This is a genomic window from Streptomyces sp. HUAS TT7, assembly GCF_051550175.1.
Taxonomy (GTDB): Bacteria; Actinomycetota; Actinomycetes; order Streptomycetales; family Streptomycetaceae; genus Streptomyces.
The window spans coordinates 8,174,580-8,197,276 of sequence record NZ_CP196175.1 but is presented as its reverse complement, the minus strand read 5'-3'; the positions used below and the strand labels follow the sequence as shown (position 1 = coordinate 8,197,276).

Sequence of the window (22,697 nt, the reverse complement as noted above, 5' to 3'; positions counted from 1 at the left end):
CGAAGCCGGTCCGGCGGTCACCGCGTGGTTCCGGTGTGGCCCAGGCCGGCGTCGTCGCCGCGCAGGATCATCTGGTACGTCCGTCGCAGCATCCGGCTCGGCGGAACCCCGAGGTCGTCGGCGAGCCGACGGCGGGTACTGTCGAACACGGTCAGCGCCTCGGCCCGTCGGCCGCTCCCGTAGAGGGCGTGCATCAGCATCGCGGCCACCGGCTCGTTCAAGGGGTCCGCCACGGTCAGGGCGAACAGCTCGGCGATGGCTTCGCAGTGCTGGCCGAGCCGGAGCTGCCACCCCAGCTTCCGCTGTATGACAGCGATCCGGCGCTCGGTGAGCCGCACCCGCTCCAGCTCGGCGAGCGGCCCGGGCAGGCCGGCCAGGAGCTCCCCGCGGAACAGGTCGAGAGCCTGGGCACACAGCCGGACCGCCTCGGTCGCATCGCCCGCCCGATCGGCCCTCCGGACGGCGGTGAGCAGTTCCTCCAGGCGCACCACGTCCACGTCGACCGCGCCGGGGGCCAGCCGGTAGCCGCACCGGTCGTGCTCGATCACGGAGTCCGGCCTGTCGCCGATCCGCAGGGCCTTGCGCAAGCGGTAGATGTACACCGGCACCACATTGGTGAGCGGCGGCTCCAACCCCCATACGCCGTCGAGCAGTTCCTGCTGACTGACCGTCCGCCCCGCGCCCAGCGCGAGCGCCGCCAGTACGGCCTGCTGGCGGAGGTGCCCCAGGTTCAGGGGCCGCCCGTCCTGCCATGCCTGGAGCGGTCCGAGCAGGGAGATCCGCACGTTCGGCCCGGCTGCCCGGCCGACGGCGGTGCGCGGCGCCGGTCTCGACTCCTGCGTACGGGGGCCGTGGCCGGGGACGACCAGGCCGCAGTCGAAGGCGTGGACGATGGCGGCGGCCCGGTCGCGCAGCCCGAGCTTCGCGAGGATGCTGGCGAGGTGTCCGGCCACGGCGTCCTCGGGGATGGCGAGGTCGGCGGCGATCTCGTCGTCCCGCAGACCGCAGCCGACGGCATGAAGCACCCTGCGCTCCTGCTGCCTGAGCAGGGTGGCAGCAGTCGGCCGGCGGCTGACGGTGGTCGTCGACATCCCTGCTCCCCGCTCTTGTCGGTCTGACGGACGCGGTCGACAAGGTAGTGCCGGGGTACCCGGGCAAGGCATCCGGAATGATCCGGGGTGACGCGCCACGACGGTGTTCGACGGCCCCTGGGCTCCCGCTGCCGGGCGGCCCATCCGGCTTGCGCCACGAGGGAGTTGGCCAAGGGGGCGGCGCCGCCATTCGTTGCGGACGATCCCATGCGGAGAGGGGGGCGGCGCCGTGGCCGCCCGAGTACGCGCACTCAGGCCCCGCCCATGCCTGGTGTGCCGGTCGCGCGCGCAAGCTCGATGCGGCCGCGCTTCACGGCGACGAGGGTCGCGCCGGCGCTTCCGTCTGGTTCATTTCGCCGATCGTCTGCCACAGTCGCAGCGCCCGGCTCCGGTGTTGGCGTGCCCTGTCGTGGATGCCGGCGGCGGCGTCCAGGTCGCCGATCAGTTGCCAGCATGTGGCCTCGTCCTGGCGGTCGCCGTGCCGGTGGAACAGGCCCGCCGCGCGCTCCAGCGCCGGGCCCGCCCGGTCCCGGTCGTCCTGACCGGCGTACACGCGGCCGACTTCCAGGAGCGTGTATGCGGCGCACCGCTCGTCGGTCAGTTTCTCGAAGGTGGCCAGCGCCTGCCCCAGGCAGCGCAGCGCCTCGTCCACGTCACCGCGCCGATCGTGCAACCGGCTGAACCGCCGCAGCACGACGGCCACGCGATGCTCGTCGTCAAGCGTCTTGGCCAGGCGCAAAGCCCCGTCGAACCAGGACTCCGCCTCTTCGAGTTGACCCTGCATGAGCCGCATCACGGCGATGGCGCAGGACAGCTGCGCCTCGATGTGCCGGTCGCCTTCACCGATCGCGATGGTCAGCGCCTGCTCGACGCGTTCGAGTGCTTCGTCGTCACGGCCCTGCACCCGGCTGACGGTACTGAGCGTCGCCATCGACAGCGCCTCGCCGCGCTTGTCCCCCGTGTCCCGGCACAGCTCGATGGAGGTCTCCAGGGCATCGGTGGCCCGGTCGAACTCGTCCTGGTAGATGTGCAGTTGGCCGAGTCCGCGCAGCAGCACCGATACCCCACGCGCATTGCCTGCGGCCTCGGCCGCGTCCAGCGCGAGTCGGTGCCCGTGCTGCCAGTCCTGGTACAGACACCGGTGGTCGTAGTAGGTCGCCGTGCCGGCCGCCAGCTCCCAGGCCAGCTCGTCCAGGCCCCAGTCCACGGCCAGTTTCACCGCGCCGAGCAGGTTGTCGCGTTCCGCGTCGAACCAGCCGAACGGATCGGCCATCAGCCGGTCCACGACCGCGTCGGACAGTGATCGGCGCGGTGCCGAACCGGGCGCAGCGGCCATCGGCCCGCCCGGCAGCCGGTCGGTGCCGTGCCCGACCAGATCGAGCCATCCGGACAGCACCCGGATGATCGCGTCCCGCTTGTCCGCCGTCGGCAGCGGGGCAGCGATCTCCGTGGCACAGGTCCTGATCAGGTCGTGCAGTCGGTAGCGCGGCTCACCGAGGGCGTCGGTGGCGGTCAGCCGCACCAGGCTGGCGTCGACGAGGGTGTCCAGCACTTCTTCGCCGTCCGAGCGGTCGAGGAGCGGGCCGACCACCCAGCCGGGCAGGGTGTAGGCGCCGAGCAGACCCAGCAGACTCAGCGCGCGCACCGCGTCGGCAGGCAGCAGCCGTAGGCTCAGTTCGACGCTGGCCCGGACGCTGAGGTCCCCGATCCTCAGCTCGGCCAGCCGCCGTGACTCGTCCTCGATGCGTTCCCTCAGCACCCGCAGCGACCAGGCCGGGCGGCCCGTGAGCTTGCCGCTGGCGATACGGATCGCCAGCGGCAGATTGCCACAGCAGTCGAGGATCGCGTCGGCTTCTCCCGGTTCCCGTTCGACCCGCCCCCACCCGACGATCCCGGTGAACAACTCCCGTGCCTCTGCCGGGCTCAGCACGTCCAGGTCGATGTGCCGGACACCGGGGAGTTGCGTAAGCAGAGTACGGCTGGTGATCAACACGGCACAGCCCTCGGCGCCGGGCAGCAGGGGCAGCACCTGATCGGCGTGACCGGCATCGTCAAGGACCACCAGCATGCGACGGTCCACCAGCAACGATCGGTAGAGCGCGGCCCGCTCGGACAGGCCGTTCGGGATCGCGCTGCCCGCGATCGAGAGCGCGCGCAGCGCTTCGGCCAGCATCAGCCCCGGATCGCGCGGCTCGTCCGATGTCGCCGCGAGGTTGAGGTAGAGCTGCCCGTCGGGGAAGTTGGCGCTCGCCAGCCGCGCGGCGTGTGTCACCAGGCAGGACTTGCCGACTCCGGGACCGCCCACGACGACGGCCACCCGGGCCCGGTTCGGCGCCGACCCGTCGAGCAGTCCGGCGATCTCGGCCAGTGCTTCAGCCCGTCCCACGAAGTCGGGTACGTCCAGGGGCAGTTGACGCACCGGCATCGCCATGGCCGGCCCCGGGTCCGCCGGCGCAGGGCTGTCCGGTGGCGCGGCCGAGGGGCCATGTGACGGGGCCGGAGACGCCAGGGCGGGATCCGCCGTCAGGATGCGCCGGTGCAGCGCCTGGAGCGGCGGGGTGGGGTCGACGCCGAGTTCGTCGGCCAGTGTCCGGCGCAGCCGCTCATAGACCTGCAGCGCCTCTCCTTGTCTTCGACACCGGTAGAGGGCGACCATCAGATGTTCGGCGACCTGCTCGTCGTAGGGATGCTCGCGGAGCAGAGCGGTCAGTTCATCGATGACCTCTCGGTGACGCCCCAGGTCGAGTTCGATGGCCAGGCACTGTTTGTGCGTCGCCGCGCGTTTCTCATTCAACCGTGCCGCATCGATCTCCAGGACTTGGCTGGGGGTGTCGACCAGGGCGTCTCCGCGCCAGCAGGCGAGCGCCCGCCGCAGCGCCACCGCGGTCTCCAACGGGGTCGTGCGCTGTTCGGCGAGGCTTCGCTCGTGGTCGAACTCCAGCAGATCGAGCTGATCTTGAGCCAAGTGGATCTCGTAGCCGCCGCGCCGCGTGCTGATCAAGGTGCCGGGTGCTCCGCAGGCGACTAGGTTGCGGCGCAGCCCGGAGACGGCGTCCTGGACCTGGCGGACCGCCGTGGCCGGCGCGTTCGTGTCCCACATCACGGCGACGAGCCGTTCCATGGCGACGACGCTGTTGGCGTCGATCAGCAGTGCTGCCAGCATCTTGGCCTGCCGCGGCCCGTTCAACGGGACCGCGCGTCCGGCGATCTGGGCGTGCAACGGCCCCAGTAAGCCGAATCTCATGCTCCCCCTGCTACGTGACGATGAGCGCCGTTCCCCCTGGCTGATCTCGCACTGGAACGAATCTAGGACGGCCGACGGATCGGTGTCCATAGCGTCTCCACAGCACGGCTCGATACGTACGCAGCACCGCTTCCGATCGGCACAACGACAGAAGAGAGAACTGATCAACAATGCTTCGCACCTGGAAGGCCTTCGGCGCACTGGCAGTCGCAGGTTGCTGCGCCACGATCGGCCTCACCACGGGCACCGCCGAGGCGCAGACGGCGATATGGACCGGTGAGGTCATGGGCCCCAGCCACCCGTACAACGACTACGGCCGGACCGGCAGTTACCAGTTCGTGGCGAACAATGGGGACGCCCGCTATCAGCGCTACCAGCAGTCGTTCGTTCCTGGAGCGCCTGAACCGGAACGGTTGAGAGCGGCGCCCCGGAGGGAGCCCCTGGCGGTTCGGCCGGCGGGGCTCAGCCGGCGTGAGGTGTTGTTGGCGTCGGCTTGTCGAACATGGCGCAGATCGTGGCGGACTGGAGGGCTTTGGAGGCTTTGGCGAGGTCGGGAAACGCGGCGGGCGTCTCGGCGAAGGCTTCCGTCGAGACGAGAACGGACGCCGTGCAGTGGCCGGTGGAGTCGGTGAAGTTGGCGCTGAGGTATCCGGGAATTCCGCCGTCATGGGCCCACACCGTGCCGCACGGGGTCGTGGCCGTTTCGATGCCGAGACCGTAGCCGGGCCCGTCCGGCCGGTCCGGCTCGACCGGCACGGTCGTACGCATCTGGGCCAGCTGGGCGGCGGGCAGCAGCCTGCCGGACATCAGCGCGGTGTAGAACCGGCCCCAGTCCTGCGCGGTGGACACCACCGCCCCGGCCGCGCGCCCCACGAGGGGTTGCTGTCGGAGACGTTCACGTGGCCGTCGTGATGGGCCCCCGCATAGTCCCTGGCCTCGGCCGGCACCCCCGGCGGCATGTGGGCGGCATCGGGTTCGTAGCCATGGGCGTGGCGGCCGCGCCAGGTGGAGTCCGCCGGGTAGTAGGTGTGCTGGAGGTGGAGCGGCCGGACGATCCGGTCGCGGACCAGATCCGCCAGGCTCTTGCCGGTGGCCTTCTCCAGGACGGCGCCGATCGCCGCGTAATCGGTGTTGCTGTACGCCCACGCGGTGCCCGGCGCGAAGGCGGGATCGTGCCGCACTCCGACGGCGAGCAGTTCCGCAGAGGTCCACCGCCTCGGATCCTTGCCCAGGATCGACGGCAGGAGCGCGGGATCCTGCGTGTAGTCGTACAGGCCGCTGGTGTGGTTCAGGAGCATGCGCAGCGTGATCGCCCTGCCGTCGGGCACCTGACCGGGCAGCCACTTCTCGACCGAGTCGGTGAGGGCGAGCCTGCCCTCACCGACCATGTGCAGTACGAGCGTGGCCATCATGGTCTTGGTGTTGGACCCCATCCGGAACTCGTCCTCCGGATGGAGCCGGTGATCCTGCCTGCTCCACGCGGCCTGCTCGGCGATCCGGATGGGCCGGCCGTGCCCGTCGTCCACCCGCACGATCACGCCGGGCGCCCCGGCGGCCAGCAACTGCCGCACCAGGCGCCCCAGTTGGTCCTGTTGCGCTGCATGGCCAGGGCTCCCCACGGAAGGAGACGTGGCCTGCGCGGCGATGTGGGCGCCGACCGGTTGGGCGGCTGCGAGTCCTGGCCGGCCGAGTAAGGCGACCAGGCAGGCCGCGGCGAGGAAGGAGGTTGCCACGCGCCGGCGATGAGCAGGGCGACTTCGGAACGGTGCGGGCACGGTGATGGGTTGTGACCCTGTTGTCATGCAAGCCACTCTGGCGTTCAGGGCGGCCTCAAGTCACTGGAGGACGGCCCCGGCGCCCCCAGCGCCTCCACCCCCCCTCCAGTCACAGCTTGATAACGTCCCGTCAGTTCCCTAGCTGTAAAATTTCACATATCACATCATGCTCTCCATGAGAAAAGTCATCGCCCTGCTCTCGGCAGCCACTGCCGTCGCAGCCCTCACCGGAACATCCGCCAGCGCGGCACCCGACGCGGCCGCCCCCGCGGACACCGGACAGGGGAAGCTCGTCTGGAGCTCCTGCAACGACACCAGCACACCCGCGCTGCAGTGCGCGATGCTCGACGTGCCGGTGGACTACGCCGACCCGCACGGCCGGAAGATCAAGATCAAGGTGAACCGGCTCCCCGCCACCGCGCCCAAGAGCAAGCAGCAGGGGCCGATCCTGCTCAACCCCGGTGGCCCCGGGGACTCCGGGCTCTGGATGCCCGCCTACATCTCCGGGCAGATCCCCAAGGACGTCGCCTCGACCTACGACTGGATCGGCTTCGACCCGCGCGGCACCAACGGCAGCGAGCCCCATGTCGTCTGCGACGCCCACTACTTCGACGGCGAGCGACCCGACTACCAGGTGAGCCAGGGCACTTCGAAGGCATGGCTGAAGAAGGCGGCCGGGTACGCCGCCGACTGCGCGGCCGACTGGTCCTGGCTCATGCCGCACATGACCACCGCCGACAACGCGCGCGACATGGACGGCATCCGCCGGGCACTCGGCGCACCCAAGATCAACTTCTACGGCGGCTCCTGGGGCACCTCGCTGGGCTCCACCTACGGCCAGCTCTTCCCCTCGCACGTCCGGCGGATGGTGCTCGACAGCATCGTCGGCCCCACCATCACCTGGTACGACCACAACGTCCTGCAGGACAAGGAGCACCAGCGCCGCTTCGACGCCTTCGCGGTATGGGCGGCCAAGGCGGATGCGGTCTACCACCTCGGCACGGACGCCGCCGCGGTCGAGAAGGCTTACCAGCAGGTCGAAGCGGACCTGCGGAGCAACCCCGTGGACGCGGCCCCGGCTCGCGGCAAGATCGGTCCCGCCGAGTTCGAGGACACCTTCTACGGCGGTGGGTACAACTTCCTGCGCTGGCCGCGCATGGCCACCGTGCTCTCCGCCTACGTCACCCACCACGACACCCAGCCGCTGAACACCGCCTACAACCTGTACGCGGCGCCGGGTGCCTACGACGGCGCCTTCCCCGCATACAACGCGGCGCAGTGCACCGAGAGCGCCTGGCCGCGTGACTGGGAGTTCTGGAAGAAGGACCAGGCCAAGGTCAACGCCTCGGCGCCCTTCTACACGTACAACAACATGTGGTACAACGCCGCCTGCATGTTCTGGCCCTATCAGGGCGACCCGGCGGGCCGTATGAAGATCACCGGCAAGGGCCTGCCGCCCGTGCTGCTCTTCCAGGCCACCGAGGACGCCGCCACCCCGTACGAGGGCGGGCTCGCCATGCACGACGCGCTGCCCGGCTCGAAGCTGGTCGTCCAGAACGGCGGCAGCTTCCACGAGATCCTCTTCCACGGCAACGCCTGTCTCGACGACACCTTCACCGACTACCTCCGCGACGGCAGCCTCCCCAAGGGCGGCGGCCGCATAGCGAAAACCTGCGCCCCCGAAGCCGACCCCACCCCCACCTACGTGACCCCGCCGCCCGCCCTCACCCGCAAGCCCACCCTCAGCCCCCTCTCCCCCACCGACCCCGAGGCCGTGCACGGCGTCCTCCGGTAGGCGAGGCGTCAACTCGGCTCAGCACGACGGCAGTTGGCACTCGGCCGACTGCCGCCGTGCGCGTGATCCGGCTCCACTCGGAGCCCACTGCCCCCACCCCTCATGGGGCCACCCCCACGGCCCTGCCAGCCGTGGGAGACGTCGTCGGCAGGCTCGGTGGCATAGCGGCTCATCGTCTGCAGGGTCGCCTGCGGGGTCATCGGCCGGCGGCTGGCGATCATGTCCTGCAGATCGCGGAAGTACTGCACGTACAGGTCCGGCGTGAACGTGCTGAGCATGACGGCCGGTTGGTCGGTCACGTTGGCGAAGGTGTGCGGGGCCCCGGGCGGGACCATCACCAGTGTGCCCGCGGGCGCGTCGTGGTCGTTCGCTCCGACGGTGAACCGCACCGAGCCCGAGATGATGTAGAAGCCCTCGTCGTGCTGGGTGTGACGGTGCTGCGGCGGTCCGGGCGTGTGCGGCGCGAGGACGGACTCGGCGAGCCCGAGGCGGTGCCCGGTGTTGCTGCCGTCTTCGAGGATGCGCAGTCGCGTGGTGCCCAGAACGATCGTCTCGCCGTCGCCCGGGCCCACCACCGAGACGGCGGGATGGGCGATCGGCTCACTTGCCTTCGTTTCTTCGGTCATGCCTCGATTCCACTGCCAGGGGCAGCACACTGTCCAAGACCGGTTCCGGAACGCCGATACCGCACGGGTATCGTCACAGCATGGAGCTGCGTACTCTGCGCTATTTCGTGGCGGTCGCCGAGGAACTCCATTTCGGCCGGGCCGCCGGACGGCTGCACATGAGTCAGCCGCCACTGAGCCGGGCGATCAAGCAGTTGGAGACCGAGCTCGGCACCGCGCTGTTCGACCGCTCCCCGAGCGGTGTCACGCTCACTCAGGCGGGAGCGGTGCTGCTCGACGAGGCCCGTGCCCTGCTCACCCGGGCCGACCTGCTACGGGGACGCGTGGCCGCGGCGGTCGGCGCCACGGCCATCACCGTCGGCATCCTGGGTGACAGCACCGACCCGGGCGCGACACGGCTGGCCGCCGCCTACCGCCGACGGCACCCGCATGCCGAGGTCCGCGTCCGCGAGACCGACCTCAACGACCCCACCTGCGGGCTGCACGCCGGGGCGGTCGACGTCGCCCTGACCCGCGGCCCGTTCGACCGGACCGGCCTGACCGTGCGCGAGCTCCGCACCGACCCGGTGGGTGCGCTGCTCCGGTCCGACGACGTGCTGGCCGGCCGCGGCAGCCTGAAACTGGCCGATCTGGCCGACCGCCGCTGGTTCCGCTTCCCGGAAGGCACCGACCCTCTCTGGCAGGCGTACTGGAACGGAGGCGAGCCGCGCGAAGGGCCGGTGGTACGCGCCGTCCGGGAATGCCGGCAAGCCGTGCTCTGGAACGGCACGGTCGGCATGACGCTCCTGGACCACGAGCCGGGAGAGGGGCTCACCGTGGTACCGCTGATCGACATGCCGCCGAGCCGCATGGTGGTGGCCTGGAAGGCGGGCGACACGAATCCGCTCATCCGGTCACTCGTCGAGATCGCGATCGCCGCCTACGAGGATTGAGCACTCACCGGGAAGCCCGCCCGGCCGCACGGATGCGGGTTCCGGCCTCATGACCGATGACTTCCGCCTCGCCGCGTCGTCTACATGTCGGGGAACCTCCCTCCTCCGCGTCGGCGGGACGCCCGAACCGAGATGACGAGGAGCATGCGCACCATGGCCGAGGACAACCTGAGCGCCACCCTGACGGTCGCCGTGCCCGCCGCGAGAGTGTTCGCGGTGCTGGCCGACCCGACGGCCCATGCGGCGATCGACGGCACCGGCTGGGTTCAGGAACCCGTCGACCGGGCACCGCTGACCGAGGTGGGGCAGATTTTCCGGATGGACATGTACCACCCCAACCATCCCAACGGTGACTACCAGGTGGCCAACAAGGTCCACGTACTCGACCCATCGCGCGCCATCGGCTGGCTGACGGGGTACGACCCGAAGGGAGACGGTCAACTGGAGTTCGGCGGCTGGCTCTGGCGTTACGACCTTGCACCGCTCGGCCCGTCCGAGACCGAGATCACGCTCACCTACGACTGGTCGGCGGTGCCGCAGTCCATCCGCGAGTACATCCAGTTCCCGCCGTTCGGCCCCGAACATCTCCCCAACTCGCTGCACCACCTGGCCGAGCTGGTCTGCGGTGGGTGAGGTCATACGCTGCTACGAAGCTGGGGGCGCTGAACGGATGCGGTCGCAGTCGGGGCCCTGGATCTGACGCGCCGAACGCCCCGCACAGGGCCGCCTCGATCTGCGCCTGCTTGAGCTTCGGGTTCCGGTTGGCGTCATGTCCTCGACGGTGAGGCACTCGTTCAACCCGTCGCTGCGCAGGGCGACTTGGACGTCATGCCCTTCCGCAACACGTAGCGCCGTATCGAGTGCCCGAGCGTGCGCGCCCATGTCCTCATGGACCTTGAACCCGCAGCCCCCGCCCTCGGCGAGCGCCTCCACCAGCGGGGCGCCGTTCGAGGACGAACCCCGGCCGAGGAAGCCGATGTTGACCGGCCAGGCGTCGAAGGCGTTGAACGCGTGGCGCAGCGCCCAGGGGGAATTGACGCCGACACCCCAGGCCGACTCGATCACTGTGGCTGCCTTCAGGTGCAGCCCGTCACGGGCCGTCTTCGCGGCCCCCGGGTCTGCGGGCGCGGGCCGGCTCGGCGGCGCCGAACAGCAACAGCCGGTCGCGTTCGGTGGGAGTCAGCCGCATGTCCGCGGCTCCGGGTGGGGGTTCCGGGCCGGTGCGAGGGTGGGGGCATGGATGCGCATGAGGGGATCGCTTTCGATGAGGGCCGACGTTCCCTGGCGGGCTGGCAGCGCGTGGCGAGAACATCCCACTGACTGAAATTTCAGTCGAGAGATGCGATGGAGGCAGAACCAGATGGGTTCACCGAGGCCGGGCGACAAGGCCTGATGCCTTTGCGCAATGAACCCGGAACAGCTTGTGCGATGAACCCGGGGCAGGGCCCTGACCGGGGCAGATAGGGTGGGGAACCGTGGGCGACCGTAGAACAGCGATCATGGAAGCAGCCGCGCGGGTCATCGCCCGGCGCGGGGTGCGAGGCCTGCGCGTCGAGGAGCTGGCCGCCGAGGCCGGGGTGTCCACCGCGCTGATCTACTACCACTTCAAGGACCGCGCCGGAATCCTGCGCCGCACCCTAGAGTTCATCAGCGACCGCGCCGAGCGCTACACCACCGAGCGCGCGACGGGCGCCGTACCCCTGAGCCCCCGCGAGGAGCTGGAACAGACCCTGCTCCTCGAACTGCAGGACGAGGCCGTGGTGCGGGAGAACAGCACGGCCTGGGGCGAGCTGCGGGCGAACGCCATATTCGAGCCCGAGCTGCGGGAAGACCTCGCCAAGGCCACGTTGATCTGGGTGCAGGAGATCGCCGATCTGCTGGGCCAGGTCAGCCCCATGTCCCCCGCCGCCAGCCTCGCCGCCTCCGCCGAGCGGCTCACGGCGCTGCTCGAAGGTCTCAGCATGCGCTGGCTCAGCGGCATTCTCCCCTTGACCCACGCCCGCACACTGCTGCTCGACGCCATCGCCGTGGAGCTGGAACGGCTCGACCGCCGCTAGCGCCACGCGCCGTACGGCGAGCGCACCGCACTTGAGTGGTTACTGTACGAACGTGAGTACTCGACGCGCCAAGCTGCTGGAAGCGACCTGCCGAGTGATAGCCCTGCGGGGCGTCCGAGGGCTTCGGGTGGAGGACGTGGCCGCCGAGGCGGGCGTGTCCAAGACCCTGATCTACTACCACTTCCGCGACCGCGCGGGCCTGGTCACCAGCGCGCTGGAGTACGTCAACGACCGCGCCGAGGGCTACGCGGACATCACGGAGGACGACGGCTCCCCCGCCCGTGAGCTGCTGCTTCGGCTGCTTGCCGCGGAATTCCAGGACGATGCCGCCGTGCGGGAGAACTCCGCCGTGTGGGGCGAGGTGCGTGCGGCGGCGACCTTCGACGAAGGGCTGCGGCCGGTCCTGACCGCGCTGACCGAGCGCTGGCTCGTCGACCTGGCCGAGCTGATCGCCGACGGCCAGGACGACGGCACCATCCCCGCGTCCATCGACTCACGGGCCGCCGCGATCCGGCTGACGGCCCTGGTGGAAGGGCTGAGCGGGCGCTGGCTGGCCGGCCTGATCACCACCCCGGAAGCGAGGGCCCACGTGGCGGCCGCCCTGGAGCGCGAGCTTCTCCCGAGCCCGCGGGCCTGAGGCTGTGGGCACCGCGCGTTCGAGATGGGGGCGCCTTTCATTCCTTGACTGAATTTTCAGTCAGTGCCACAGTGGCCCTATCGATGCACAGCACGTGATGCGGAGCACCACCCATGACCCACCTCCCCACAGGCAGGCGTCTGCTGGATGCCCTCTTCGGCACGAGCCCCTCCCCCGGGCCTGCCGCCGGCGACGCGGGCGGTTCCACCTGGCGCGTGCCCGCGGACGACGTGCCGCACGCCCGCACGTGGATGTCCTGGCCGTCGCGGCGGTCCATCTGGGGGCGCCACCTGGGCGGCGTCCAGCAGGACATCGCGCTCATCGCCCGTACGGTCGCGGCGTACGAGCGCGTCGTCATGTGCGCGCCGGACGACTACTCGGCCACGGAAGCGCGCGCCTCCTGCGGCCCGGGTGTCACCGTGATCGACTCGATCCCCACCGACGACCTGTGGATGCGCGACACCTGCGCCGTCTTCCGCCAGGACGGCCGCGGCCGTCTCGATGCCGTCGGCCTCAATTTCAATGGCTGGGGCCGAAAGCAGACCCATCGCGATGATGCCGAAGTCGCCCAGTACGTAGCCGAATTCACTGGTCTCGGATTTCACTGGGCGGATTTCGTGGGAGAGGGCGGCTCGATCGAGACCGACGGTGACGGCACTGTCATGGCCACCGAGAGCAGTCTGGTCAACAAGAACCGCAATCGCGGGATGACTCGGCCCGAGATCGAAGAGGCCGTGCTCCGCGCGTACGGCGCCGAGAAGATGATCTGGGTTCCCGGAGTGCGTGGCCAGGACATCACCGACAACCACATCGACGTCACGTCCCGCTTCGTCCGTCCTGGCGTGGTCATGGTGCAGGTTCCGCCGGACGACCGGAACGACGTGTGGGCCCGGGACGCGCGCGAACAGTTCGCCATCCTGTCCGCTGCGACCGATGCGAGAGGGCGACGACTCCAGGTGGTCCGGGTGGACGGGCCGGACACCGTGCGGTCACGGGGTTCGAAGTTCGTCGACTCCTATCTCAACTTCCATCTCGTCAACGGTGCCGTCGTCACCGCCCAGTTCGGCGATGCAGCAAAGGACAGCGCGGCGCGCCGGGCCCTGGCCGAGGCGTTTCCCGGACGCGAGGTGGTCCAGCTGGACGTGGACCGCCTCATGGCCGGAGGCGGCGGAATCCACTGCTCCACGATGCATCAGCCGCTCCCCTAGCCCGGGATTCGTCACCGACCACGATCCAGCACGCACGCGCCCCTTCGGACGCGCGAAAAGAAGAACGCCCTCGGCCAGCTTTCGCCTCAAGGGCCTGAATTCCGGGATCTGTACGTCCCGAATGGCGACCCACCAGCCAACGCAGGAGTTTCTCCGTGACCCCTCCTCCCCTGTCCCGTCGCACCGCGCTGCGCACGTTCGCCGGAATCGGCGCCCTCGCGGTCACCTCCGCGGCCTGCAGTCCCGGGGACGACCCGGCTGACGTGTCCTCCTCCTCGCCCTCGGCCGCGGGTCGGCAGAGCGCGGGCCGGCGCTTCGGTGCCGAATGGGACAGCCACGCCCGGACGTTCATGTCCTGGCCGGCCCTTGATTCGGTGTGGGGCGAACAGCTGCCGTCCGTGCGCGAGGACATCGCACGAGTGGCGCGGGCCGTCGCCGAGTACGAGCCCGTGGTGCTGATGGCCCGGCCCGATCAGCAGGCGGCTGCCCAGCGGGCCTGCGGCTCCCAGGTCGAGGTGACCCCGCTCGCGGTGGACGACCTGTGGGCCCGCGACACGGTGCCGGTGTTCGTGGAGCAGAACGGCCACACCCTGGGCGTCGACTTCAACTTCAGCGGCTGGGGCAACAAGCAGGTGCACACCAATGACGGCCAGGTGGGCCGGGTGCTGCTCGCGAAGTACGGCATCGCGCGCGCCAAGGCACCACTGGTCGCCGAGGGCGGTTCCTTCGAGACCGACGGCGAGGGCACGCTCCTTGTCACGGAGAGCTCGGTGGTCAACAAGAACCGCAACCCCGGCAAGAGCCGCGACCAGATCGAGGCAGAGCTGAAGAGCGGCCTCGGCGTCAAGAAGGTGCTCTGGCTGGCCGGGGTGCGGGGCAAGGACATCACCGACGCCCATGTCGACAGCATCGCCCGGTTCACCGCGCCGGGTGTCGTCCTGGTCGACCAGGCCTTCCCCGGCAGCCCGCCGGACGTCTGGTCCCAGTCCGCCGACCAGGCGAGGGCGGCCCTCAAGGGGGCAACTGACGCCCGCGGCAAGCGACTTGAGGTCATCGACCTGCCGCAGCCCGACCTCGACAAGATCACCGGCCGCGGCGACGCCTTCGTGTCCACCTACGCGAACTTCTACGTCGCCAACGACGCCGTGTTCATGCCGCGCTTCGGCGACGCCCAGGCCGACGACCGGGCCAAGGGCATCCTCCAGGAGCACTTCCCGAAGCGCGACATCGTCATGGTGAAGATCGACACCATCGCCTCCGGCGGGGGCGGCATCCACTGTTCGACCCACGACCAGCCCGGCAAGCCGGCCAAGTAGCGTCCCGTCTCCAAGGCGCGCGCAACGGGGCCGGGTGGTGCAGTGCGGTGGCGCCCGTCCGCCGCGCGGAGTGGCGCGGCCGCCCTGCGCGGTGGCTGGTCCACTCTTGGTGCGCTGAACGTCAGCGAGAGCCCGGCCGCCGGGGCCCGGCGCGGCGAAGTACTCCTGCTCGGCCAGGAAGGGAGGCGCCATGGCGCGCGGAGTGGACTGGCCGCGACAGCGTACCGGCCCGGATCGTGTCATCCGGCGCCGGCCGTCCTTTGGTGCGGTCGCCGGTGCGGTGCTGTGCTGCTGCATGTCGATGACGCCTTCGTTGCTGCCCCGCCCGTGGGTTCTGCACGCGGTGATCGGCGGCATCGCTGCGGCCATCGGCTACGCCATCGGCGCGCTGGTGGGTGCCGCACTGCGCCGGGCCCGGGTGCGGCCCGGTCCCCGGGTGATGCGCATCGCGTGGATCACCCTCCTTGTGGTGGCCGGGCTGCTGTTCGTCAGCATGCCCGTGGTCAGTGCCGACTGGGAACGTCCCGCGCGCCGTGTGGTAGGGCTCGGCACTCGCATCGACTGGTTGACCTGGTCCTTGATCCCGGTGGCGGCGATCGTGGTCTGCACCGTGATCGTGATGGCCGCCCGCGTGGTCAGGCTCGCCACCCGCATCGTGATCCGCCTGCTCGACCGGGTCGTTCCCCGGCCCGCCGCCTACATCGCAGGAAGCATCCTGGTGGTGCTGCTGCTTGTGGCAGCCGTGCAAGGCCTCCTGTTCAACGTCCTGCTCGGCGTCGCGGAACGAGCCGCCTCCCTGGCCAACACCCGCACCTCCCCGGGAATCACCCAACCCACCTCCCCTCTCCTGTCCGGCAGTCATGCCTCGCGGGCCCAGTGGCAGACCCTGGGCGCGCAGGGCCGCGACTTCATCGGGAAGACCACCACACCCGCGCAGCTGGCCGCGTTCTCCGGCCGGCCCGCCATGCAGCCCATCCGGGTGTACGTGGGCCTGGACACCGCCCGGTCACTGACCGAGCGGGCCCGCCTTGCCGTCGCCGAGCTGGAGCGCACCGGTGCCTTCGACCGCAAGGTGCTGGCCGTGATGACGTCGACGGGCAGCGGATGGGTCGACGAGCGGGCCGCGGCTCCGCTGGAGTACATGTACGCGGGCGACAGCGCGCTGGTCGCCATCCAGTACTCGTACCTGCCGAGCTGGATCTCGCTGCTCACCGAGAACAAGGCCGCCGCGGCCGGCCGCGCCCTGTTCGACGCCGTCCACGAGCGCTGGGCCCAGCGACCGGCCACGCACCGCCCCAAGCTGCTCGTCTTCGGCGAGAGCCTCGGCTCCTACGGAACCGAACTCGCCTTCCCCGGCGGAGTCCAGGACCTCACCTCACACACGGACGGCGCCCTGCTCGCAGGGCCTCCCAGCTTCAACCCCATCTGGCAGCAGCTCACCCAGGCCCGCGATCCGGACAGCCCCGTCTGGCGCCCGCTCTATCAGCAGGGCCGCACCGTGCGCTTCGCCCAGACCGCCGCCGACCTGCGAGCCGTCCCCTCCCCGGACGGCAGGCCGCATGTGGTGTACCTCCAGAACGGCTCCGACCCCATCGTCTGGTGGCATCCCCGGCTGCTCGTCCACCGCCCGCAATGGCTCCGGGCACCGCGCGCCGCCGACGTCTCCCCCGACCTCGACTGGCTTCCCCTGGTCACCTTCTGGCAGCTCGCCGGAGACCTCGCTGTCGGCAACAGCATCCCCGCCGGTCATGGCCATCAGTACGGCTCGATGCCCGCCGCGGCCTGGGCAGCCATCGCCGCCCCCGACTCCTGGACCGAGGCGGACACCACCCGGCTGCGCACCCTCCTGGATCACACCGCGTCGACCCCCTGACACCCCTCCTCGCGGGAGTCATGGCTCAACCCCGGACAGTTGCTCAGAGCGGAACTATTGCTTGCCGAACTGGGCATTGCCGTCCCGTCATCCGGCGCCAAGACTCAAGGAGTCCGCGCCCGCGGACGATGCCGTCACCGGCGTACACGTCCGAAGCACTGGGAGAAGCCATGCGAAACGGGAATGTTCTGATCTCCGGAGCGAGTGTCGCGGGGCTGACGCTGGCTCACTGGTTGCAGCGCGCGGGGTTCCATCCGACGGTCGTGGAGCGGGCACCCGGGCTGCGCAGGGGTGGGCAGGCCATCGACATCCGCGGCGTCGCGTTACAGGTCGTGGAACGGATGTGGCTCCTCGACAAGGTCCGGGCGGCCACCACCGACATGCGCGGGATGTCGTTCGTGGACAGTCGGGGTGAGGAGCTGTCCAGGTCCACCGAGGCCACCCTGACCGGCGGGTTGATCGACAACGACGATGTCGAGATCATGCGGGACGACCTGACGAACCTGCTGTTCGACACGACTCGTTACGGGAACGAGTACTTGTTCGGCGATGTCATCACCTCCCTCACTCAGGACGACGACGCCGTCGAGGTCCGCTTCCGGCACGAACGACCGCGCCGCTTCGACCTCGTGATCGGCGCGGACGGCCTGCACTCCGGTGTGCGCCGGCTGGCCTTCGGCCCGGAGTCGGACTTCCTCCACTTCCTCGACAGCTATCTCGCCATCTTCAGCGTGGACAACTTTCTCGGTCTCGACCACTGGCAGATGTACCACACCACCGATGACGCGCTGGTCGGCGTCTACAGCGCCCGGCACAACACCGAGGCCCGGGCGATGCTGCTGTTCCAGTCCGCGGAACTCGACTTCGACCACCGCGACCCCGAGCAGCAGAAGAACATCCTCGCCGAGCGCTTCGCCGACGTCGGCTGGGAGGCGCCCCGCCTCCTTGCGAGCATGTGGGACGCGCCGGACTTCTACTTCGACACGATGAGCCAGGTCCACCTCGACCACTGGTCGAACGGACGGATCGGGCTCGTCGGCGACGCGGGCTACTGCGCTTCGCCGCGATCCGGCCAAGGCACCAGCATCGCCATGGTCGGCGCCTACGTACTCGCGGGCGAGCTCGCCAGCCACCTTGGCGACCACCGTGCGGCCTTCGCCCGCTACGAGCAGGTGATGCGGGAGTACGTCCGTGAGAACCAGCAGCTCGCCCATCGCAGGGCCGACGGCAATTCGAGCTCGTCCGACGAGCTCGCCCACGCGGCCAACGCCATCGCACTCCCCGACTACCCCCACCACAGCTGACGCCCCCCAAGCCCCCGAGGCCGGCACCCAGGCGCCCAGCGGCACCAAGGCGGACGAACGCGGCAGGTCCCCGGCCGAAACCCGGACCGGGGACCTGAACCGCACCGCGTCGGCCAAGCCGAACGACCCGGCTACGGCGCCATCTCGTACGTCCCCGCCAGCGCCTCGACGCGCTCCCAGACGCGGGCCGAGCGGGCCTCGTCGACGACCGGGCGCCGGACCGCGCCCAGCGCCCAGTTCTGCTGTGCCTCGGTCGCGGAGTCCTTGCCGTGGAGTTCGACGGCGTGCGCGGAGAAGTCGCGTACGAGGACGGCGAAGAGTTCGTCGAGCACGTCCTGCTCCAGGCCCGTCAGGCGTGCCTGCTCCAGGATCAGCTGGCCGTGCACGACCAGCGCGAACAGCTGGCCGACGGCGAGCAGCAGGTCGAGGTCGCGGCTCTGCTCCTCGTCGGGCGCGGCCGTGGTGACGAACTCGCAGAGCGCATCGGCCTGTTCGCGGAAGCGGGCGACGTTGGGCACCTCGGCGTACGCGTCGAAGGCGGTGCGCCAGTCGTGGAAGAGAATGGCGCCCAGGCCCCGGGCCGGCCCCTGCCGGAAGAGGAAGGTGTCGTCGGCCGCGTCGAGGCGGGTCGGCACGGGTGCGTACTCGGCCGGCTTCAGGAGGTGGTTGCCCATGAACTTCAGGATCAGGGCGAGGTTGACGTGGACCGTGCCCTCCAGCTTGGGCAGGCCGCGGATCTCGACGGCCGCCTGGGCGAAGTAGTTGTCCTTCTCGAAGCCCTTGGCAGCGATGACGTCCCACATCAGGTCGATGACCTTCTCGCCCTCGGTGGTCACCTTCATCTTCGTCATGGGGTTGAAGAGGAGGTAGCGGCGGTCGTCGGGGCCCGCGGTGCGGAAGTAGTCCACGGCACGGTCGCTGAACAGCTTCATCCCGACGAGGCGGACGTAGGCGTCGGTCAGCTCGCGGCGCACGTGCGGGAAGGCGGTGACGGGGCGGCCGTACAGGATGCGCTGGTGGGCGTGGGTGACGGCCTCGTACATCGCGTGTTCGCAGATGCCGATCGAGGCGGTGCACAGGTTGAACTTGCCGACGTTGACGGTGTTGAGGGCGGCGTCGAACGCGGCCCGGCCGGTGTGCAGGACGTCCTCGGCGCCGACCGGGTAGTTCTCCAGGCGGAACTCGCTGACGTACTTCGAGGAGTCGACGACGTTCTTCACCAGGTGGTACGCCTCGTGGCGGCTGTCGGCGGCGAAGAAGACGTATCCGTCGGGGCCCTCGATGTCGGTGCGGCGGCCGAACACCGAGACGAGGCCGGCGGCGTTGCCGTTGCCGATGTAGTACTTGGAGCCGGTGGCCCGGAACCCGCCGTCACCGACCGGCTCCAGGAGCATGTCGGTGGAGTAGATGTCCGCGCCGTGGGTCTTCTCGGACAGGCCGAACGCGAACACCTCGCCCTGGTCGAGGAGTTCGGCCGCGCGGGTACGAGCCACCGCGTTGTCGCTCTGCCAGACCGGGCCGAGGCCCAGGATGGTGACCTGCCAGGCGTACCAGTAGTCGAGGCCGTAGAACCCGAAGATCTCGTTGAGGGCGGCGATCCGCGCGGTGTCCCAGCGCTTGTCCTCATCGCCCTGGCCTGCGGCGGAAGCCGGGGTGAGGAAGGTCGCGAACAGCCCTTCCTCGGCGGAGAACGCGAGGAAGTCCGCGAGCCAGGCGCGCGAGCGGTAGTCCTCGATCAGCCGGCGCTTGCCGCGCTGCTCGAACCAGTCGACGGTCGCACGCAGCAGCCTGCGGGTCTCGGGGTCGAAGTGGGTCGGGTCATAGGTGCGCGGGTTGAACAGCAGCGCGTCGGCCATGGCCATTCGCCTTTCCGGGTCGGGAGGTTGGGGAGGGTGGACTGAGGACTTGGGGTGCGCGAAGGCAGGTCGCGGCGCCGGTTCAGCTTTCGGCGCCGAGCCGGTGGAGGGTGGCGATCACGTCGTCGAGCCAGGCGAGCGTCATGCGTTCGTACGCGATGCCGCCGCGCAGCACGACGTGCTGGAGCTCCTGCCCGGCGTCGGGCGTTTCGGGGGCGTCGGGCCCCGTGAAGTCGCGCCGCTCCCCCGCGAGATAGTGCGCGAGCCGGTCGGCGTGCGCCCGGCGGTGCCGCTCCACCTCGTCGAGCAGCGCGGCCGGGTCGTCGAAGGCGGCGCCGCGGATCTTCACGGCGAGCTCGTGCCGTACGCTCTCGGGTTCGATCGGCTCGTGCAGCCATCGGGAGAGTGCGGCTCGGCCGGGCGCGGCGACGGAGTACTCCTTCTTGTCGGGCCGGCTCTGCTGCGCCACCTCGCGGGCGTCGATCCAGCCGTCGTTCTCCATGCGCTTGAGGATGCGGTAGATCTGCTGGTGCGTGGCAGCCCAGAAATAGCCGATGGACCGGTCGAAGCGCCGGGCCAGCTCATAACCGGAGCCCGGCTTCTCCAACAGCGAGACGAGAATCGCGTGCTCAAGCGCCATGCCCGAATCCTTCTATGCAACTCGTTGCATAGACAAGCGGCACCGTCCAGGTGAGACACGGCTCACCTGGACGGTGCCTTCAGCAGCGACGCGACGTCGCCGGGCGCTATGCCTTGCGGAGCCTGCCCACGATGCCGTCGAGGTCGCGGATGAACAGGTCGGGACGGACGAAGTGGCCGCCGGGGACCTCGTACCACTCGTGCGGAATGCCCGCCCGGTCGAGGAAGCCGCGCCATTCCCGCTGGGTTTCGAGCACGGCGGTCTCGTTGAACCTGTCCCAGAACGTCGGCTCGGGGCTGGTGCCGGCCACCATGAAGATCCGCTTGTTGCGGTAGCTCTCGACCCGCTCGCACGGGTTGTCCATGCTGACCCGGTTCTGGTCCCACGGGATGCCGTACACGGTGCCGCCGCCCAGCTCGATGGCGGCGGAGGACGCGTTGGCCCAGTGCACGACCCCGCCGGGGATGCCGGCCGCGTTGCCGCGCAGGCTGGCCGGACCGGAGTGGGAGCTCACCGAGGCGAAGTGACCCCAGTACTTGGCCGCGTACTTCAGCGCGCCGAAGCCGCCCATCGAGAACCCGGAGACGGCACGGCCGTCGTACTCCGCATACGTCCGGAAGTTGGCGTCGATCCACGGGATCAGCTGGTTGATGTGGAAGCTCTCCCAGTTCCGGGGGCCCACCGTGGAACTCACCGGGTTGGAGTACCAGCCCGCGTGGCCGCCGTCGGGCATCACCACGATGACCGGCTTGCCCGCCGTCCAGTCGCGGATGCCGATCCGGTCGAAGGTGATGAAGTCCTGGCCGTCACCGCCGCCGTGCAGCAGGTAGAGGACGGGGTAGGTGCGTCCGCTGGTGTGGTAGTCGTCCGGGAGCAGGACGTTGACGGCGGGGTTCCAGCCGATCTCGGCGGTCTGGAAGCGGTAGTACCACATACGGGGGTCGCCCTCGCCGCGCTCCACGATGCGCAGCCCGAAGCCGTCGTCGGCGGCGCTGGCCGCGGACGCCGCGGACAGCACGGTGCCGGCGCCGAGCGCCAGGGCAGCGGAGGCTCCGCCGACGGCCTTGAGAACGTTCCTGCGGCTGGGGCGGTGCTGCTCGCTCAACAGATCCTCCTGATCGGTCAATGATCGGTAAGTGCGGCCGTGGCCACGTCAGTTGTCGGTGAGCCAGGTGCCCCGGCTCGTGTTCCAGTGGATGGTGACCTTCTGGAACCGCTGGGCCTTGCCGCCCGCCTCGTCGACCTCGTCGGTCATGGGGTAGCCCAGTGCCTTCTCGTGGCCCGCGGCGTGGAAGGCGTCGTAGATCGCGCCCTGCACGGTGTGCGCGCCGGTCGGCGGTGACCACATGAACAGGCCGCGCTCGAAGAACTGGTAGCGGCCCCGGGTCCCGTCCGGCGCCTGCCCTCCGTCCGCCTCGTCCATCGTCGGGAAGCCCCAGCGCTGCTCCGAGTCGGTGTCCCAGTACTTCTTGAGGATGTCCCCGTAGATCGCGAACGCCGAGTCGGGATGCCAGAGGACGATGCCGTTCCGGAAGAGCTGGAAGCGTCCGCCGAGCCGGGCGTCCTCCTCGGCGCGCAGCGGGACGCCGAGCGGTCCGTTCGGGCCGCCGAGGCCCGCGTATTTCGCCCCGATCGTGCCGTACGGCTGGAACGCCTCGCCCATCAACTCCCGAGCGTAGCCCTCCGCTTGGGGGTAGCGCTCGGGGTAGGCGGAGCGCTGGACGGCCTGGGCGAGCTCTCCCGCGGTGTCCCAGTGGGGCTCCATCTGCTGGGCCACTTCGAAGAACTTGTTCGCCGCGTAGTCGACGTCGAGGCACTGGTCGGGGTTGCACCACCCCTGCGAGGGCCGCTGCTGGAAGACGCCGAGCGAGTCCCGGTCCCCGCAGTTCAGGTTGTTCATACGGGACTCGACCCAGCCCGTCTCGAAGCCGGCGAGCATCACCTTGTCGGACACGCCGCGGCGCTGACCGACCTCGTACACCTTGCGGGTCACCGCGATGTCCCGCTCGGCGGGAATGTCGCAGAACGACTCGGCCGTCGCGGCGTGTCCGAGCGGACCGGGTACGTCCTTGGCGGTCTGTGCCCGCGCCGGTCCGGCCAGGGTGGAGACGGCGGTCGCGACCAGGAGCATCACTGTTCCGAGTCTCGCGCGCCGTGCGGTTGAACCATGCACGTGGCTGCTCCTTCGCCGATCGGGATACGTGCCTCATGGGAGGTTCGTGGTCGTGTGAGGGTGGGCGCGGTCCGGTGACCGACGGTCCGCAAGGTAGCCGCGGGGGCGCGCGGCCCGGCACCCGGAACGATCCGGAGTGACATGGGCGAGGATCCGCGATGGACTCGTAG

General features: G+C 69.9%; 15 protein-coding genes and 3 pseudogenes. 9 read left to right on the top strand and 9 right to left on the bottom strand.

Annotated features, from left to right (window positions below):
- Positions 1-17 precede the first annotated feature (17 nt).
- The 3 genes and pseudogenes from ACSHXC_RS37210 to ACSHXC_RS37200 all read right to left on the bottom strand — a co-directional run bounded on the left by ACSHXC_RS37210 (position 18) and on the right by ACSHXC_RS37200 (position 6,137).
- Positions 18-1,091, bottom strand: coding sequence for a BTAD domain-containing putative transcriptional regulator (locus ACSHXC_RS37210; RefSeq protein WP_438295744.1), 1,074 nt, complete (start codon positions 1,089-1,091; stop codon positions 18-20).
- Positions 1,092-1,401: 310 nt separating this feature from the next.
- On the bottom strand, positions 1,402-4,335 hold the full coding sequence (locus ACSHXC_RS37205) for a BTAD domain-containing putative transcriptional regulator (protein ID WP_438295743.1): 2,934 nt from the start codon (positions 4,333-4,335) through the stop codon (positions 1,402-1,404).
- A gap of 462 nt (positions 4,336-4,797) precedes the next feature.
- Positions 4,798-6,137, bottom strand: a pseudogene (locus tag ACSHXC_RS37200) (serine hydrolase domain-containing protein).
- A 148-nt stretch (positions 6,138-6,285) separates the two neighbouring features.
- Here ACSHXC_RS37200 and ACSHXC_RS37195 point away from each other — a divergent pair.
- Positions 6,286-7,905 (top strand): alpha/beta hydrolase, encoded by a 1,620-nt coding sequence (locus tag ACSHXC_RS37195; protein ID WP_438295742.1) that lies wholly within the window; start codon positions 6,286-6,288, stop codon positions 7,903-7,905.
- 137 nt (positions 7,906-8,042) lie between these two features.
- Here ACSHXC_RS37195 and ACSHXC_RS37190 read toward each other — a convergent pair.
- A pseudogene (locus ACSHXC_RS37190) lies at positions 8,043-8,531 on the bottom strand (cupin domain-containing protein); the annotation flags it as partial.
- Between the two features lie 80 nt (positions 8,532-8,611).
- Between ACSHXC_RS37190 and ACSHXC_RS37185 the strand changes: the two are divergent.
- Positions 8,612-9,463: a LysR family transcriptional regulator gene (locus ACSHXC_RS37185; protein ID WP_438295741.1), complete on the top strand. Its 852-nt coding sequence runs from the start codon at positions 8,612-8,614 to the stop codon at positions 9,461-9,463.
- A 153-nt stretch (positions 9,464-9,616) separates the two neighbouring features.
- Positions 9,617-10,096: a polyketide cyclase gene (locus ACSHXC_RS37180; protein ID WP_438295740.1), complete on the top strand. Its 480-nt coding sequence runs from the start codon at positions 9,617-9,619 to the stop codon at positions 10,094-10,096.
- Between the two features lie 138 nt (positions 10,097-10,234).
- Here ACSHXC_RS37180 and ACSHXC_RS37175 read toward each other — a convergent pair.
- Positions 10,235-10,513: pseudogene (locus ACSHXC_RS37175) on the bottom strand (urease subunit alpha); the annotation flags it as partial.
- Positions 10,514-10,962: 449 nt separating this feature from the next.
- Between ACSHXC_RS37175 and ACSHXC_RS37170 the strand changes: the two are divergent.
- The 6 genes from ACSHXC_RS37170 (at position 10,963) to ACSHXC_RS37145 (ending at position 17,858) form a co-directional block, all read left to right on the top strand.
- Complete coding sequence (locus tag ACSHXC_RS37170; protein ID WP_438295739.1) at positions 10,963-11,520, top strand: TetR/AcrR family transcriptional regulator; 558 nt, start codon at positions 10,963-10,965, stop codon at positions 11,518-11,520.
- A 52-nt stretch (positions 11,521-11,572) separates the two neighbouring features.
- Positions 11,573-12,157, top strand: coding sequence for a TetR/AcrR family transcriptional regulator (locus tag ACSHXC_RS37165; protein ID WP_438295738.1), 585 nt, complete (start codon positions 11,573-11,575; stop codon positions 12,155-12,157).
- Between the two features lie 113 nt (positions 12,158-12,270).
- Positions 12,271-13,365: an agmatine deiminase family protein gene (locus tag ACSHXC_RS37160; protein WP_438295737.1), complete on the top strand. Its 1,095-nt coding sequence runs from the start codon at positions 12,271-12,273 to the stop codon at positions 13,363-13,365.
- Positions 13,366-13,520: 155 nt separating this feature from the next.
- Positions 13,521-14,681, top strand: a complete 1,161-nt coding sequence (locus tag ACSHXC_RS37155) for an agmatine deiminase family protein (protein ID WP_438295736.1) — start codon at positions 13,521-13,523, stop codon at positions 14,679-14,681.
- A gap of 190 nt (positions 14,682-14,871) precedes the next feature.
- Positions 14,872-16,554, top strand: coding sequence for an alpha/beta hydrolase (locus tag ACSHXC_RS37150; RefSeq protein ID WP_438295735.1), 1,683 nt, complete (start codon positions 14,872-14,874; stop codon positions 16,552-16,554).
- Positions 16,555-16,724: 170 nt separating this feature from the next.
- On the top strand, positions 16,725-17,858 hold the full coding sequence (locus ACSHXC_RS37145; RefSeq protein ID WP_438295734.1) for an FAD-dependent monooxygenase: 1,134 nt from the start codon (positions 16,725-16,727) through the stop codon (positions 17,856-17,858).
- A 131-nt stretch (positions 17,859-17,989) separates the two neighbouring features.
- Here ACSHXC_RS37145 and ACSHXC_RS37140 read toward each other — a convergent pair whose 3' ends face one another.
- From ACSHXC_RS37140 to ACSHXC_RS37125, 4 genes are all read right to left on the bottom strand, one after another.
- Positions 17,990-19,714: an acyl-CoA dehydrogenase family protein gene (locus ACSHXC_RS37140; RefSeq protein ID WP_438295733.1), complete on the bottom strand. Its 1,725-nt coding sequence runs from the start codon at positions 19,712-19,714 to the stop codon at positions 17,990-17,992.
- Positions 19,715-19,796: 82 nt separating this feature from the next.
- On the bottom strand, positions 19,797-20,354 hold the full coding sequence (locus tag ACSHXC_RS37135; protein ID WP_438295732.1) for a PadR family transcriptional regulator: 558 nt from the start codon (positions 20,352-20,354) through the stop codon (positions 19,797-19,799).
- A gap of 106 nt (positions 20,355-20,460) precedes the next feature.
- Positions 20,461-21,459 carry an alpha/beta hydrolase gene (locus ACSHXC_RS37130; protein WP_438295731.1) on the bottom strand — a complete coding sequence of 333 codons (999 nt, stop codon included), beginning with the start codon at positions 21,457-21,459 and terminating at the stop codon, positions 20,461-20,463.
- A gap of 48 nt (positions 21,460-21,507) precedes the next feature.
- Positions 21,508-22,527 (bottom strand): LGFP repeat-containing protein, encoded by a 1,020-nt coding sequence (locus ACSHXC_RS37125; RefSeq protein WP_438295730.1) that lies wholly within the window; start codon positions 22,525-22,527, stop codon positions 21,508-21,510.
- Positions 22,528-22,697: the final 170 nt, after the last annotated feature.

What these genes read in the sequence shown, in the direction of transcription:
- ACSHXC_RS37210 (WP_438295744.1), bottom strand. Translation starts at nt 1,091, where the DNA reads ATGTCGACGACCACCGTCAGCCGCCGGCCGACTGCTGCCACCCTGCTC.
- ACSHXC_RS37205 (WP_438295743.1), bottom strand. Translation starts at nt 4,335, where the DNA reads ATGAGATTCGGCTTACTGGGGCCGTTGCACGCCCAGATCGCCGGACGC.
- ACSHXC_RS37195 (WP_438295742.1), top strand. Translation starts at nt 6,286, where the DNA reads ATGAGAAAAGTCATCGCCCTGCTCTCGGCAGCCACTGCCGTCGCAGCC.
- ACSHXC_RS37185 (WP_438295741.1), top strand. Translation starts at nt 8,612, where the DNA reads ATGGAGCTGCGTACTCTGCGCTATTTCGTGGCGGTCGCCGAGGAACTC.
- ACSHXC_RS37180 (WP_438295740.1), top strand. Translation starts at nt 9,617, where the DNA reads ATGGCCGAGGACAACCTGAGCGCCACCCTGACGGTCGCCGTGCCCGCC.
- ACSHXC_RS37170 (WP_438295739.1), top strand. Translation starts at nt 10,963, where the DNA reads ATGGAAGCAGCCGCGCGGGTCATCGCCCGGCGCGGGGTGCGAGGCCTG.
- ACSHXC_RS37160 (WP_438295737.1), top strand. Translation starts at nt 12,271, where the DNA reads ATGACCCACCTCCCCACAGGCAGGCGTCTGCTGGATGCCCTCTTCGGC.
- ACSHXC_RS37150 (WP_438295735.1), top strand. Translation starts at nt 14,872, where the DNA reads ATGGCGCGCGGAGTGGACTGGCCGCGACAGCGTACCGGCCCGGATCGT.
- ACSHXC_RS37145 (WP_438295734.1), top strand. Translation starts at nt 16,725, where the DNA reads ATGCGAAACGGGAATGTTCTGATCTCCGGAGCGAGTGTCGCGGGGCTG.
- ACSHXC_RS37140 (WP_438295733.1), bottom strand. Translation starts at nt 19,714, where the DNA reads ATGGCCGACGCGCTGCTGTTCAACCCGCGCACCTATGACCCGACCCAC.
- ACSHXC_RS37135 (WP_438295732.1), bottom strand. Translation starts at nt 20,354, where the DNA reads ATGGCGCTTGAGCACGCGATTCTCGTCTCGCTGTTGGAGAAGCCGGGC.